The following is a 15,514-nucleotide window of genomic DNA, read 5'->3' on the forward strand; positions in this document are numbered from 1 at the left end:
AAGTTTCGTTTATTGGTGTAAAATCTCAACAACATCTTCAAACCTGCCGGTTTCACCAAGAATTGCAACTACATAGTATTCACTTAAGCCATAAGAATCCCTAAGGTCTGCTGTTCCAGTCAGCATACGAACAGCGGAAGATTGATTCGAACCGGACAATTTCACTTCCTCCAGCATTGCATAGGTGTTGCCTGGTGTCATATTCAATTTGTATGTCAATTCATCCTCCGCGTCAATTGTCATTTTATTTGTTCTAACCTCTGTAACCTTGCCATATACGATTGCACTGTCATTTGCGTCATAATTTACATATGTATAGTAACCAGCATCAAATTCTCTTGTTTTTGCAACATAGATCAAGTCTGTCTGAATAATTTCACCGTCGATGTTTGTAACATAACGAAACACATCGCCCGTATCCATTCTTTCAACTTTGTTTGCTTTATCATAGTCCACTGCCAAAGTAACCGTTTTACCGCTCTGAATAAAAGTATATTTATCAACAGCTAAACCATTGACATCAAGACCAGTTGAACGTGACTTAACAATTGCTAAATGTGCATTTTTCAAAGACCTTTCCACGTCTTCGCCAACAAGAGCTGCTTTCAGATAGCCATCATCCTCATTACCAAATAGAAATGCTGAGTAGGCTGCATTTTCATCCAAATATGAAAATGGCATGATTTCAAGGTTTTCTACGTCGACATTGTAACAAGCATCGTTAAATTTTGTCACAGGCGTAACAAACAATCTAGAGGTATCCTTTAACACATAGCCCCCAAATGTCTGCAAATCTTGATCGTATTTTGCACTGTCATTCGATATTACAGAAAATGATGCGTCCGCCGCAGGAAATTTAAGCTCTATGATTTCATTGACAGAGTTGACCTTAAAAGTAATCATTCTTCTGCCAAGCTTTGCTTTAGCAGCCTCAAGAGTGGTTTCGTCAGCTACTAAGTCAGCAACCGTCGCAAAAAATGCATCCTGCGTTTTGTCATTTCGGTTGTAACTTGTGTATGTATCCCCTTCATAAACCTTTACCGTTGGAGCTATTGCGTAAGCTTCCAACGCATTATCACCCGTAAACAGTCTGAGCTGATGTATATTAACACCAAAACTTGTATCGCAACCATACGCTTCTATGAAAGAGCAATCTTTGCTCACCTCAGTGTCAGGTCCGGGACCAGGAATATCTGCTAGCGCATCAACAGTTTCACAAACAAGCGCAGCGCCAAGATAAATCTCTTCGTCAAAGTTAAATAAATATGCCTTGTAACCTTCAGCCTTATTTTTATCTAAAGATGTAAACGGACCGGTACGAAGATCATCCTCTTCAACATTAAACTTACCAGCAACAACTTCTTTTACCGGGGCAACAAACAATTTTGAACTTTGGCCTAAATCGTAGCCGCCAAATGATTGCGCAGCTTCATTATATTTTGCATTTTCATTGCCAAGCACTGAGAAAATAGCGTCTTCTGATGCAAATCTGATTTCAGTTATTTTATTGCTGGAATCGGTTTTAAATGTGATTATTCTTTGGCCTAATTTCGATTTAGCAGCATCAAAAGTGGTTTCATCTGCTACTAAATCGGCAACGGTTTCAAAAAATTCATTTTGCGATTTGTCATTTCGTTTATAAATTGCACTAGAGTTACCGTTATAAACCCTGACGGAAGCAGCTACTGAATATACTTTAAATTCACCACTTTCAGTAAACAATTTAAGCTGGTGAACAATTTCTCCGAAGCTTGTTTCACGGCCATAATTGGCAATAAAAGAACAGTTTTTGCTTATTGTAGGATCAGGTTCAGGCTCAGGTATGTTCACAAGCGCGTCAACGGTTTCACATACAAGTGCGGCGCCAAGATAATCCTCTCTGTCAAAGTTAAATAAATACGCTTTGTAGCCACCAACCTTATTCGCATCTAAGGAAGAGAATGAACCGGTTCGAAGGTTATCTTGATTAACGTTGAACAAGCCGGTATTCGTTCGTTTTACAGGGGCAACAAACAATTTTGAATTTTTGCTTAAGTCAAAACTGCCGAATATTTGCAAATCATCATTATATTTTGCACTTTTGTGCGATAGGACAGAAAAATCAGCGCCAGCTGCCGCAAACCTCAGTTCAGTAATCTCATTTTCAGAATTTATCTTATAAGTAATCAGTCTCTTTCCAAGATTTTCTGTCGCTTCCTCTTCTGTTGCTGCATCTTCAACCAGGCTAGCAATTTTTGCAAAAAAAGCATCTTGCCCATAATCGGACCGTTTGTAAATTGCATAAGTATTTCCTTCATAAACCCTTAAGGTAGCGGCAACAGTAAAGTCTAGAAATGTGCCATCGGCAGTAAACAGCCTGAGCTGGTGTTTGTTAACACCAAAATCTGTTTCACAGCCATAAGCGCTAATGAAAGAATAGTTTCTCTTAAGAATAGAAGCAGCATCGGAATCATATATTTTTTTGTCAATTGTAAGGTAAAATATTCCTTCATCTCCAACTTTAATATTCGCGTTAGGATCAATTATATATACTTCTCCATTAATGCTGTATCTGTAACCAGCCTCTATTTCTTCGTCAACAATGCCCGTAACAGTTTCCCGAGTAACATAAATATCCATATATGGAACAGTGTCAAAATCACCTATTAGACCATTGTGCATCGGTGCAGCGATATTAAAGATATCGCCTTCTTTTACATCCGCTAAAGAAATGATATTGCCTTCGGCATCAAATAAATTATAGGCAAAAAAGCGGTCGCCGCGATCATCCGGATTCAGAGAAAAGCCCCCGATTGTAAATTTTACATATAGATCATTTAGGCTTACTCCCTCTACTTGTCTATACGCATAATCCGTCACATAAACTTTATTGAACATCCCATTTTTTTGTTCTTTAAAGGTAATGGAATCCGCGCGTTCGACTAACAATGTTTTAAGACTGCCAAATGCGTCTATAATATCATTTGTTGAAATCAACGAACCATTGTAAAATACTGATAAATTTTCGGTGTTTACACAGATTTTTGAAGTCTTTGTATCGTTGATATCGGCATAATATTCGAATATGCCAGTTGTTTCGTTATAGTCTTCAAAATCTTTTGTAACTGTTACGGAGTCTTGTATAACTAGGTTTCCGTTTTCCATCTTTAGCACAACTGTTTCAGCCATAGGTTTTAGTTCGCTGTCAAATAGAAAAACTTTACCGGAATCCGGTGTCATTTTTACCTCAGCCGACAAGGAAACAGAAGTGTCTTCTCTTCCCACATCTTTCGTGGTTAGGCTTATCATGCGGTTATTTTGATAAAGCGCAAAATAAACCGTACCATTCTTTCGAATGGCCATATTCGTATCCGAATAGGCCACTGTCATAGTGCTTGCATCATAAGATGCCTCTTTTTCTGCAAAAGCTTGAACAGCGCCGAAGATAAACATCGCCATAAACAGGAAACTAAAAAAAATAAATTTCTTTCTCATGAAAATTCCCCCTAATTTTTAAATTAGTGTTGTGTTTTTTTATAACATCCTCCTATTATGTCGATTTTATCATTTAATTGTCGAATTTGCAATGTATATTTTAACTATATATATTTATTTTTTTAACAATATAATTGTTTGTTTTTACTAATTCAATTCCTCCATCATTTTGTAAACAGCCGCGAGAGCGTTGTCAATTTTAGACACATCTTTTCCGCCTGCCTGGGCAGAATCGGGTCTGCCTCCTCCGCCGCCGCCTGCAATTTTTGCTGCCTCGCGGACAATGTTACCGCTGTGGGCGCCTTTTGCGATTGCTTCTTTTGTTGCCATGGCAATGAAGGTTGCCTTGCCGCCGTCGGAAGATGCCAAAACAATTACACCGCAAGGGGTTTGGGCTTTAAAATCGTCGCCGATTTTTCGAAGCGCATCAACCGTCGCGCCGTCAATCCTGCCGCACACCACCGTAATGCCGTTAATTTCTCTTGCGCTGTTTAAGATGTCACCCTCAGAGCTTTTTGCAAGCTTTGCGTTTAAGCCTTCAATCTTCGCTTCGGCCTTTTTCAATTCATCCATAACGATTGCCGCTTTTTTCGCCAAATCCTTAGGGGCGCACTTTAAGGCCTCTGCCGTGGTGTTTAAAACTTCCTGCATTGCATATACCTCGGTTAAAACACCAAAGCCCGTTACGGCCTCAATTCTTCTTACGCCTGCTGCAACGCCTGTTTCGGAAAGAATCTTAAACAATCCAATTTCGGATGTATTTCCCACATGACAGCCACCACACAGTTCCATGGAATAGTTCCCCATGGTAACCACGCGCACAACATCTCCATATTTGTCGCCGAAAACTGCCACGGCACCTTTATTTTTTGCCTCGTCAATCGGCATAGTTTCCCAAACCACCGGCACGGCCATTGCAATCTGGCGATTTACGTCCGCTTCAATTTCAGCCAGTTCCTCGTTGGATACCGGCCTGTCTAAAGTAAAGTCAAACCGCAGACGGTCTTTGTTCACCAACGACCCAGCCTGGGAAACGGCCCGGCCAAATTTATTTTTCAGCGCACTGTCCAGCAAGTGTGTTGCGCTGTGGTTTGCCTGGGTGCGTCTTCTCGTACGAATGTCAACCTTTGCCGTAACAGTTTCGCCAACGCCAAAGGTGCCCTCTTTCACTTCAACAATATGATAAAATTTTCCGTCGGGGGTCTTTTTCGTGTCTGTCACAACGGCTTCCGTAAACTCGCCGCACACTTTTCCCACATCGCCCACCTGTCCGCCGCTTTCGGCGTAAAACGGTGTTTTATCCAAAACCAGAATGCCCGAATTTCCCTCTGCCAAAGCTTTGGCACTTCCGGCATCTGTTACAATAGCAATAATTTTAGCTTCTGATTCTAAACTGTCATATCCCACAAAGTCCGTAGGCGCAACATTCGATAACGCATCTGCAATGGTGTCTTCCCAGCCCACCTCGGTCATTTTTGCATTTGCGCGGGCGCGCTGGCGCTGCGCTTCCATTTCACGGTTAAAGCCTTCCTCGTCGATTTCAATGCCGCGCTCGGCCAAAATTTCCCGGGTTAAATCAATGGGAAATCCATAGGTATCATAGAGTTTAAAAGCATCATTGCCTGAGAAAATGGTATTTTTCTCCATGTTGTCTAACAGCTTATCGTCTAAAAAGCTGTTTAATATGGAAAATCCCGCGTCAATGGTCTGCGCAAACCGTTCTTCCTCGTTCTTAATTTTGCTTTTTATCATTTCACGGTTTTCTTCCAAAACCGGATATGCTTTTTCAGATGCGTCAATTACCGTGTCTGCCAACTTATATAAAAACGTGCCGTTAATGCCCAAAAGCTTTCCGTGGCGAGCAGCGCGGCGCAGCAGTCTGCGCAGAACATATCCCCTGCCCTCGTTGGACACATTCACGCCATCGGAAATTAAAAATACTGTGCTGCGAATGTGGTCTGTCACCACGCGGACAGAAACATCTGTCTGCGGGTCTTTTCCATATTCCACGCCAGCCATTTCGCACACCTTGTCACGGATGCTTTTAATGGTGTCTACGTCGAACAGAGAAAGCACACCCTGCATGATGCAGGCAATCCGCTCTAATCCCATGCCGGTGTCGATATTCGGGTGATCCAATTTTTTATATGTGCCGTCCTCCTGCTTTTCAAACTGTGTGAATACCAAATTCCAAAACTCAACATATCGGTCGCACTCACAGCCCACCTTACAGTCGGGCGAGCCGCAGCCGTGTTCGGGGCCGCGGTCGAAATAGATTTCAGAGCAGGGGCCGCAGGGGCCTGTACCGATTTCCCAGAAGTTGTCCTCCTTGCCCATTCTCACAATTCTGTCGGGAGATACGCCGACATTTTTCGTCCAAATGTCAAAAGCTTCATCATCGTCTTCATAAATGGTTACCCAAAGCTTGTCCACAGGCATGTTTAACACCTTGGTTACAAACTCCCAGGCCCATTTTGTTGCGTCGTTTTTAAAATAGTCGCCAAAAGAAAAGTTCCCCAGCATTTCAAAAAACGTGCCGTGACGCGCCGTTTTGCCCACACGCTCAATGTCCGGCGTGCGGATACACTTCTGACAAGTTGTAACGCGCTTTTTCGGCGGCACCTGCCGGCCCGTAAAATAGGGCTTTAAGGGCGCCATTCCGGCGTTAATGAGCAATAGACTCGGGTCGTTTTCCGGAACCAGCGAAAAACTGGGCAGGCGCAAATGCCCTTTCGATTCAAAAAAGGATAAATATTTCTCTCTAATTTCATTAAGACCTAATTTTTCCATTTATCTCAACCTTTCGTTTATTCATTCGTAGTTAATTTTAGTTCAGCGCAAACCGGATAGTGGTCGGAAAGGTAAATCCCATTTACCTTGTCTTCCCATGCCGATGTGCTTATAACATTGCCCAGCAGTTCTTCGGAAAGAAAAATATAGTCAATTTTCTCAAAACCACTGTTGTCCCGTCCAAAATTGTGAAACGTGCATGTTATTTTGCTTGTAACATCTGAAAGCTTTACACTTTTGCCTGATGCACAGAGCCGGATTGTTTCACTTTCCGGCGTGTCATTAAAATCGCCCAATAGCACAACAGGCGCACTGCCCTTTTGTCTGTCCTGTGCAATGCGTTCTAAAACGCACCGGATGCCCTGCTTTCGCGCGCCGCTTCCCTGATGGTCCAAATGGATGTTATAAACGCGGAAAAGCTGTCCGGTTGCGTTATGGCGCAACAGCGCGGCAACGCAAATCCGCGGGCAGATGCTTTGGTCTTCAAACCGCGACTCCGATTCGTAAGGCTTTGGACCAATCCAAAAGGTTTCAAAGCCAACCGCAGAAACGGCAGATTGTTTCACTGCCGTATAAAGGCCCTCTCCGCCAAAATCTGCGTTCCTTCCCTGACCGAAAAATTCGTAATCCGGCATCAGAAGCTTTAAAATTGCCAGTGATTTCGGCATAACCTCCTGAAAGGCCACGACGTCAGGCGCTTCCGCGCGCATTTTTTCCCAAATCAGACCTGCCCGGTGAACAAAGCTGTTTACGCCGTCCTCTGACCAGGCGCACCGCAGGTTAAAGGTAACAATTTTTAGGGGTTTTATCATAAAAAACATCTCCCATATTTTGTATATCCACAATAGTATTATCATACTATAAAAATGCCTTTGCGTCAAGGTTAATTCTTAGAAAAATTCCCCCTGAACCGCGCCCCTTAAGCAAAGCTCCCTGTCTATCCCCGCCAGAACTGAAATTTTGTCCAAGCTCCAGCGCGGCGCGATGAGCTTGTCCTTAATGCCGTCGCCCGTAAGCCGCTCAATTACACATTCCGGCGGAAGATATGCAAGTTGACGGCAAACCGTGTCGATATACCGGTCTTTTTTCATCGGAGTTAGCTCTCCCGCTTCAAACTGCTGCTGGGCCTTTGTGCCCTTTAATATGTGAAGCAAATGAATTTTTACCGCATCAGGCCGTAATTTCCCTAAAACAAACGCAGTCTTTACCATATCTTCCTGCGTTTCTCCATATAGCCCGTTAATAATGTGCACGCACACGCGAATATTTTTTTCTTTCAGCAAACGAAAGGCCCGCAGAAATTCGCAGAACCCATAGCCGCGGTTAAACCGTTTTGCCGTTTCGTCATGAATGGTTTGCAGTCCCAGCTCTACCGTAACATACGCCTTTTTAGAAAAATCCGCTATAAGCCCGGCGTTTTCTTCGTCAATGCAGTCCGGCCGGGTGCCGATGCTAAGGCCAACAACATTGGGAAATGACAGCGCCTCGTTATAAATTTTTTTGAGCATATCTAAGTCCCCATAGGTGTTGGAATGGGACTGAAAATAGGCAATCAGCTTTGCACCATTCCGTTTTTTATAAATTCGGTCCGCTTCCATTTGAAGCTGCTGGGTAACAGAAAACACACCCGATTGTGCAAAGCCGCCCGAGCCGTTTAAGCAAAAGCTGCATCCACCTGTTCCGCAGGTTCCGTCAATATTCGGGCAGGTAAAGCCTGCGTCAACCACCGCTTTTTCTACGCGGCAGCCAAAGGTCTTCTGAAAATGGTAGCTTAAGGTGTGGTAGCGCTTGTTGTCCACAGAAAATGGAAAAGGGCTTTTATTCGGCTCTGTCTGTATCATTAATGCGCTTCCCTCCTGCAAAAACAACTATCGGTTTCTTTCAAATTCGTAATAAATATATCACAAAAGCGCCTGTTCTGTCAATTTTTCTTTCGTGCGGCAGCATACGCGCAGGCAAAGAAAAAAGCGACTAACATGTAGGGCGCAACCTCCAAATAACGGTGCGGAAGCGAAGAGATACTTGCAAAGGCCGCCTGGGTTTTCCACGAGCTCACCACACATGCTGTAATTACCATGGAAACAAGCATTTGAAAAATCTTGCCTACAGCATAGGTTTTAATGCCCAGCCCAGCCTGGGATACCACGCCGCAAACCTGGAGCAGTACGCAAACGCCGCCGAATCCAATAATGCCGGACAGCAAAATCATTGTGAAAGGAAGCGCCTGGCCGCTTACGCAAATGTCCTGTGCGCCCAGGGTCACCTCTGCCATTCCGGAAACGGTGAGGCCCAGCGCACCGGAGCCAAGCAGTTTAAAAATGAAGGGGGTTAAAAATTCCCGCAGGACGGAAAAAAACACGATAAAGCCGCATACATTTAACATGGTCTGCACAGCGCGGCAAACGGCGTCGGAAAACGCACGGCCAAGATGAATTGCCATAACCGTGCTGGTCTGATGCCCGTCGCTTTGTTTAGAAAAAAAGGAAAAGAAAATTCCGGTTAAAACAGCTGAAACCACATGCACCGCATAGAGGGTAACCCCTAAGCGGGTGCTTCCCAACATCCCTGCTCCCACTGCGCCGATAACGAACAGCGGGCCGGAATTGTTGCAAAACGGAAGCAGGCGCATTGCCTCATTTCGGCTGATTTCCTTGTTTTCGTACAGTTCTGAAACCATTTTTGCCCCTGTGGGATAACCGCATAAAATTCCCATTACAAATACCACTGCTCCGCTGCCGCTGACCTTAAAAAGCCGTCTGGAGATAGGTGCCGCTATTTTTCCTGCACAGCTGACAAACCCCGTGTTCACCATGAAAGAGGATATAACAAAAAAGGGAAACAGCGAGGGAATAACCGTTTGAGCGCAAAGAACCAGTGCGCTTTTTGCCGCCTCCATAGACGTGCCTGCGCCGCAGACCACAAGCGCCAAACCTGCCGCAGACAGTATATAAATGACAATATGTTTTGCTTTCATCCTGCTCACCTCATGTAATTATTATGAAGCCTGCCGCATAAGTATTACATGAGGTGAACGTGATATGAAAAGGCGAAAAAAAAAGAGCGAATCGATTTCTAAAAAAATCGTAGGCCGTTTTGATATTCCGGAAGACGTAGTGTTTGACATTCCGCGAATCACGGTTTGCGACAACACGGAAATTCGAATTGAAAATTATAAAACCGTTTTAGAATATGAAGAAACAGCAATTAAACTTGCCTGCAAAGATAAGTTTATCAATATTAACGGCAAGAATTTAAACATTACCATTATAACCGATGACGAAATCAGCGTCAAAGGCATTATCACCGCGATTGAGTTTGCATAGGAGGTCGCCATGTTTATCCCGGCTTTATTTTCTTATTTCAGGGGGTATCTGGTTATCACAGTTACCGGAAACTTTACGGAACGTTTTTTAAATGTCTGCACCGCTCAAAACATTCTCCTGTGGGACATCACACGAATTTCGGGCAGAACCATACGGTGCAAAATTTCTGTGCGTGCATTTAAAAAGCTTCCGAAAATTGCATATAACACAGGTGTGAATGTAAAAATCAATGCCCGGCACGGTTTCCCCTTTATCCTTCAGCAATACCGCCGCCGAAAAATTATGCTGGCCGGTATATTTATATTTATCCTGTTCGTGGTTATGGCCAACCAGTTTGTGTGGGACATTGAAGTGCGCGGAAACGAAACGGTGAAAGCCGCCGACATTTTAGCGGTTTTAGAAGAAGAAGGTTTAAAATGCGGTGTTTTAAAATCGAAAATAGACCAGCGCACCTTAAAAAATAAAACCATGTTAAAAATTCCTGCCCTTTCCTGGCTGTGGGTTGACAAGCACGGTTCAAAAATTATTGTAGACGTCAGAGAGCGGGTTCCCGTACCGGAAATTTTTAATCCCGACGACTACTGCAACATCATAGCTGCAAAAGACGCGGTAATTGACTCATTAATCGTACGGGGCGGCATCCCGGTGGTTTCCATCGGCGACACAGTTTTAAAGGACACGGTGCTGGTAACGGGTAAAATTCCAAGCTCTTTAAAGTCTGAAATTCGATACGTGCAGTCTGACGCACAGATTTATGCCCGGGTATGGTATGAAAAAACACAGCAGTTTTCGCGTATTTCTACCATCCGCACCCAAACGGGTAACAAAAAAAAGCAGTATACGCTGAAAATTTTCGGCAGGGAAATCCACCTGTTCCATTCCGGCAACCCGCCCTATGAAAACAGCGACATAACAGAAAACAAACATGAGCTCTCTGTTTTTGGAAACTATTTGGGTGCCACGCTGATATCACGGGAATTTAAAGAGGTAACGCTTTCTGAAGAACTGCACACGGAAGAAAGCATAGCAGCCCAGGGCGCACAAATTTTGAAAAACCAGATTGATGACGAAACCCTGCCGGACTCAGAGCTGCTTTCCGTTTCCGACTCGTACCGGGCTATTAACGATACCACCGTGGAGGTGACGGTAAAGGCCGAATATAAAGAGGACATTGCCGTAAAAGTAAAAGGTGAAATTGAAGCGCCTGCACCGGAAGAGGGCGAAAACGGAGAAGCTTTACCGCCCCAGGCTTGAAATAACCCAATTTGTTTGATATAATAAATTATAAATCTTTTAACGCAGGAGAAACGGAATGAAAAAAACAGTGTTAATTACAGGCGCTTCCCGCGGAATTGGCGCAGCAGCCGCAGTTTATTTTGCACAAAACGGGTTTGACGTTGGCATTAACTTTTTAAAAGAAGAAAAATCTGCAAAAAATGTGCTGCAGCAGGTAACGTCTTTGGGACGAAAAGGCGTCTTACTGCAAGCGGATGTGGCTGACCCCAGCCAGGCCGCTGAAATGGTTGAAAGGGCCGCGTCTTGTTTCAACGGCATCGGCGTTTTGGTGAACAACGCAGGGGTTGCGAAGCAATCGCTGTTTACCGACGTTACGTTTGAAGAATGGAACCGTATGTTTGCGGTAAATGTAGGCGGCATGTTTAACACCACAGCTTCTGTTGTGCCGCTGATGGTGCACGAAAAACAGGGGGCAATTGTAAACGTTTCCTCCATTTGGGGCATTTGCGGCGCGTCCTGCGAGGTACACTATTCCGCTGCAAAGGCGGCAGTTATCGGCGCTTCCAAAGCGCTGGCAAAGGAGCTTGCGCCATCAAATATCCGCGTAAACTGCGTTGCCCCGGGCGTAATTGATACAGATATGAACAGTAATCTTTTACCGGAGGATTTAGAGTGTTTAAAAGAAGAAACGCCTCTGGGAATAATCGGCACTGCACTTGATGTGGCAAAGTCAATCTTTTTTTTAGCGTCTGATTCCCTTGCGCCCTTCATCACCGGGCAGGTGTTAAGCCCAAACGGCGGGTTTATAATGTAACGAAAAACACGTCACAAAAATGTGACAAAATTTTCATAAAAATATCTTGAAATTTAAAATAAAATCCAGTATAATAATTTTCGTTCTCCCGGTCAGGGAGTGAACAAAAGATGCAGTAAAACCAATTCCTGTGGTGTATGCTGCATCTTTCTTTTTTTCTTTATTTTTTCTTGTTCTGCAAAAGCTTAATCCTGTCGCGGATTGAGGCCGCGTCTTCAAACCGCAGTTCTGAGGCCGCAAGTTTCATTTGTTCGGTTAAAATTTCAATCTGCAAATGAATGTCCATTTTCTTGGAAATTTTAACGTCTGCAATGGTTTCGTCCGGTGCCTCTCCCAAAGCGGAAATTACGCCTCTGATGTTTTTCTTTATCGACTGGGGCGTAATGTTGTGCTGTTCGTTATATTCCTGCTGTTTTTTCCGCCGCCTGTTGGTTTCAGTAATGGCGCGCTCCATTGAGTTCGTAATTGCGTCGGCATACATAATTACTTTGCCGTCTGCGTTTCTTGCTGCGCGGCCAATCGTCTGAATAAGCGATGTTTCCGATCGCAAAAAGCCTTCCTTGTCCGCGTCTAAAATGGCAACCAATGAAACCTCAGGAATGTCTAACCCCTCCCTTAACAGGTTAATTCCCACCAGCACGTCAAACAGGCCTTCCCTTAAGTCCTTCACAATTTCCATGCGCTCAATGGTTTTCACGTCGGAATGGAGGTATTTCACTTTAATGTCCATCTCACGCAGATAGTCGGTTAAATCCTCGGCCATTTTTTTCGTTAAAGTGGTAACTAAAACGCGGTTTCCCTTTTCCGTTTGGCTGTGAATTTCACCAACTAAATCATCCACCTGCCCTTTAACGGGACGCACTATAATCTCCGGGTCAAGCAAACCTGTGGGACGGATAATTTGTTCTGCAATCTGCACAGAGCGGCTGCGCTCGTAGTCGGCTGGCGTGGCACTGACATAAAGTACCTGGTTAATTTTTCCTTCAAATTCGTTGAAGTTTAAAGGGCGGTTGTCAAAGGCCGAGGGCAGGCGAAACCCATAATCCACAAGGGATTGCTTTCTCGCCTGGTCGCCGTTGAACATTGCCCGCACCTGAGGAACCGTAACATGCGATTCGTCAATGACCAAAAGAAAATCTTTCGGAAAATAGTCCATTAAGGTAAACGGCGCCGAGCCCGGCTCCCTTCCGCTGATGTGGCGCGAATAGTTTTCAATGCCCTGGCAAAAGCCAATTTCCCGCATCATTTCAATGTCATAAGTGGTTCTTTGTTCAATTCTCTGGGCCTCGAGCAGCATATCATTTTCTTTAAAATACTTCACACGCTCCGCAAGCTCTGCTTCAATGGTGCCGATGGCTTTTTCCATTTTTTCTTTTGTAGTAACATAGTGGGACGCGGGATAAATTGCCACATGGTTTCTAGTGCCCTTAATTTCACCCGTCACAACGTCAATCTCAGTAATGCGGTCAATTTCGTCGCCGAAAAACTCAATCCGAATGGCGCTGTCGCTGCTCTCTGCGGGGAACACCTCTAAAACATCCCCCCGCACGCGGAACTTCCCGCGGACAAAGTTAATATCGTTTCGTTCATACTGAATTTCAACTAATTTTTTTAATATGCTGTCCCTGTCGCGAACCATGCCCGGACGCAGGGAAATCACAAGCTCGTTGTAGTCGATTGGGTCGCCTAAGCCGTATATACACGACACGCTGGCAACAATGATAACGTCGCGCCGCTCGAAAAGCGCCGCAGTAGCACTGTGGCGCAGCTTGTCAATTTCTTCATTCACCGCTGAGTCCTTTTCAATGTAGGTATCGGTATGGGGAATATATGCCTCCGGCTGGTAGTAGTCGTAATAGGAAACAAAAAACTCAACGGCGTTCTCGGGAAAAAATGCCTTAAACTCACTGCAGAGCTGGGCTGCAAGGGTTTTGTTGTGGGCCAGCACCAACGTAGGCTTTTGCACCTTTTCAATGACGTTTGCCACGGTAAAGGTTTTTCCCGAACCGGTAACGCCCAATAACGTTTGTTCCCTTTCGCCGCGCAAAATTCCGTCGGTCAGTTTATTGATTGCCTCAGGTTGGTCGCCTGTGGGCCGGTAGTCGGAATGTATTTTAAAATCCACAAAATTTCACACCTTTCCTATAAATTTAATCTTCTGATTGCAATTGTTTTCTATATTCCGTGGGGGTATGTCCACTAAATTTTTTAAATATTCTGTTAAAATTCCGAATGCTCTGAAACCCGCACTCCACTGCTAAAAATGCGATGTCGGCCTTGGTGTGCAACAGCATTTCACAGGCAAATTCAAAGCGGAACATATTAATAAACTCTTTAAAATGCATGTTAAAACAGCGGTGAAACAAGGCTGAAAAGTAGTGATATTCATAGCCCAAAGCCGCAGCCGTACTACCTAGGGTTATTTCGTCGCTTAAATTTTCTGATATAAATGCAATTACCCGGTTCCGAAACTCATCGGATGATTTCATGTCAAAAGCAACGGCATGTTTTAAACATTCACTGCACACCAGATAAAGGCAGGATTTGGCCAAATATAACTCCGGCTGTCCCTGAAAAAACAGATGTTCTTTTAAAAAGGCTTCCTGCTTCAAACCGCATTTAAATTTTGAATAGCTGATTTGACTGTTGGCTTTTGAAAAGCTCAAAACAAAATCTTCCGAAAACACGCCAACCCAAATTTTAGATTTCCCGTCCACAGCAAAAGAATGTACGGCATAGGGAGAAATAAGAATCATTTCACCAGGCTTTAGCACATCAGGCTTTCCGTTTACAGACAACTCCACCGTGCCCTTAAGAACGTAAATTAACTCATAATTTTTGTGAAAATGTGCGCTATAGGAAATATCTGAATATAAAAAGGCATTATAGTTATAGTTTCCGCAGGAATTTGATGTCTGGTGCTGAATCATATTTACCCTTCCAAATCTTAAATTCTGTCTATAATTATATAACATATTGCTTGCTTTGTCAACCTGCGCTGATATAATGAAATATGTGGGGTGAGCAAATGACAGGAACAATATTTTCCATTGAAGAATTTTCTGTTTACGATGGGCCAGGAATCCGTTCAACGGTGTTTTTAAAGGGGTGTCCGCTGCGGTGCAGCTGGTGCCACAACCCCGAGGGACAGCTTAAGGAAAGCGAAATGATTAAAAGTCCAAACGGGTGCATTGGGTGCGGAGCCTGTTTGCAAACAAGCGTGCAAAAAGAAGATGGCAGCATTTCTTTTACTGAGGAAAGCATAAAAAATTGTCCAATCAATTTAATTCGGGTGTGCGGTGAAACCGTCAGCAGTGGTCAACTGTGTGAAACGCTGTTAAAAAACAAACGGATTTTAAATGCCGGCGGCGGGGTCACCTTTTCCGGAGGCGAGCCGTTTCTGCAAAGTAAATTCCTTTTTGAATGTATTATGAAGCTGAAAAACAAACTGCATACGGCAATTCAAACAAGCGGCTATTGCGACGCAAATACCTTTTGCAATGCATTAAATATAACAGATTATTTTTTGTTCGATTTAAAGCTGGCCGACGATGCCATGCATATCAAATATACCGGCGTTTCGAACCGGCCGATTTTACGGAATCTTTCGGCACTTGCAAAAAGCGGCGTACCTTATGTTGTGAGAATTCCGCTCATTCCCGGTGTAACTGATTCAACGCGCAATCTGACACAGCTTGCGCAGATTTTAAACGATAACCATGTTTCTTACGCCGAGCTGCTACCATACAACAAAATGGCCGGCGGAAAGTATAAAATGCTTCAAAGAAACTATGCGCCAGGCTTTGACGAAGCTGCGCCGCCCCAACCCCGCCAGGATTTGTTTTGGTCGTTTGGAATACGCACAAAAATTATGTGA

Annotated in this window: 11 protein-coding genes; 4 read left to right on the forward strand and 7 right to left on the reverse strand. The window is 44.1% G+C overall.

Annotated features, from left to right (window positions below):
- Window positions 1–9: 9 nt before the first annotated feature.
- The 5 genes from H8698_RS06140 to H8698_RS06160 form a co-directional block, all read right to left on the reverse strand.
- On the reverse strand, window positions 10–3,474 hold the full coding sequence (locus H8698_RS06140) for a hypothetical protein (RefSeq protein WP_249311727.1): 3,465 nt from the start codon (window positions 3,472–3,474) through the stop codon (window positions 10–12).
- A 147-nt stretch (window positions 3,475–3,621) separates the two neighbouring features.
- Window positions 3,622–6,264, reverse strand: coding sequence for an alanine--tRNA ligase (gene alaS / locus H8698_RS06145; protein ID WP_249311728.1), 2,643 nt, complete (start codon window positions 6,262–6,264; stop codon window positions 3,622–3,624).
- Window positions 6,265–6,281: 17 nt separating this feature from the next.
- Window positions 6,282–7,076, reverse strand: a complete 795-nt coding sequence (locus H8698_RS06150; RefSeq protein ID WP_249311729.1) for an endonuclease/exonuclease/phosphatase family protein — start codon at window positions 7,074–7,076, stop codon at window positions 6,282–6,284.
- Between the two features lie 78 nt (window positions 7,077–7,154).
- Window positions 7,155–8,105: a tRNA modification radical SAM protein MnmL/YtqA gene (gene mnmL / locus H8698_RS06155; RefSeq protein WP_177679065.1), complete on the reverse strand. Its 951-nt coding sequence runs from the start codon at window positions 8,103–8,105 to the stop codon at window positions 7,155–7,157.
- Between the two features lie 80 nt (window positions 8,106–8,185).
- Window positions 8,186–9,238 carry a nucleoside recognition domain-containing protein gene (locus H8698_RS06160; RefSeq protein WP_249311730.1) on the reverse strand — a complete coding sequence of 351 codons (1,053 nt, stop codon included), beginning with the start codon at window positions 9,236–9,238 and terminating at the stop codon, window positions 8,186–8,188.
- Window positions 9,239–9,302: 64 nt separating this feature from the next.
- Here H8698_RS06160 and yqfC point away from each other — a divergent pair, with 64 nt between their 5' ends.
- The 3 genes from yqfC to fabG are packed head-to-tail and all read left to right on the forward strand — an operon-like array spanning window position 9,303 to window position 11,637.
- Window positions 9,303–9,587: a sporulation protein YqfC gene (gene yqfC, locus H8698_RS06165; protein WP_177679069.1), complete on the forward strand. Its 285-nt coding sequence runs from the start codon at window positions 9,303–9,305 to the stop codon at window positions 9,585–9,587.
- Window positions 9,588–9,596: 9 nt separating this feature from the next.
- On the forward strand, window positions 9,597–10,841 hold the full coding sequence (gene yqfD, locus H8698_RS06170; RefSeq protein ID WP_249311731.1) for a sporulation protein YqfD: 1,245 nt from the start codon (window positions 9,597–9,599) through the stop codon (window positions 10,839–10,841).
- 58 nt (window positions 10,842–10,899) lie between these two features.
- Window positions 10,900–11,637, forward strand: a complete 738-nt coding sequence (gene fabG, locus H8698_RS06175; protein ID WP_249311732.1) for a 3-oxoacyl-ACP reductase FabG — start codon at window positions 10,900–10,902, stop codon at window positions 11,635–11,637.
- Between the two features lie 160 nt (window positions 11,638–11,797).
- Here fabG and uvrB read toward each other — a convergent pair whose 3' ends face one another.
- The gene (uvrB, locus tag H8698_RS06180) at window positions 11,798–13,762 is read right to left on the reverse strand and encodes an excinuclease ABC subunit UvrB (protein WP_249311733.1); all 1,965 of its coding nucleotides are present in this window, start codon (window positions 13,760–13,762) and stop codon (window positions 11,798–11,800) included.
- 25 nt (window positions 13,763–13,787) lie between these two features.
- Complete coding sequence (locus H8698_RS06185; protein ID WP_249311734.1) at window positions 13,788–14,567, reverse strand: helix-turn-helix domain-containing protein; 780 nt, start codon at window positions 14,565–14,567, stop codon at window positions 13,788–13,790.
- Window positions 14,568–14,665: 98 nt separating this feature from the next.
- Here H8698_RS06185 and H8698_RS06190 point away from each other — a divergent pair, with 98 nt between their 5' ends.
- Window positions 14,666–15,514, forward strand: coding sequence for a glycyl-radical enzyme activating protein (locus H8698_RS06190; RefSeq protein ID WP_249311735.1), 849 nt, complete (start codon window positions 14,666–14,668; stop codon window positions 15,512–15,514).

The organism is Congzhengia minquanensis, from assembly GCF_014384785.1.
GTDB lineage: Bacteria > Bacillota > Clostridia > UBA1381 > UBA9506 > Congzhengia > Congzhengia minquanensis.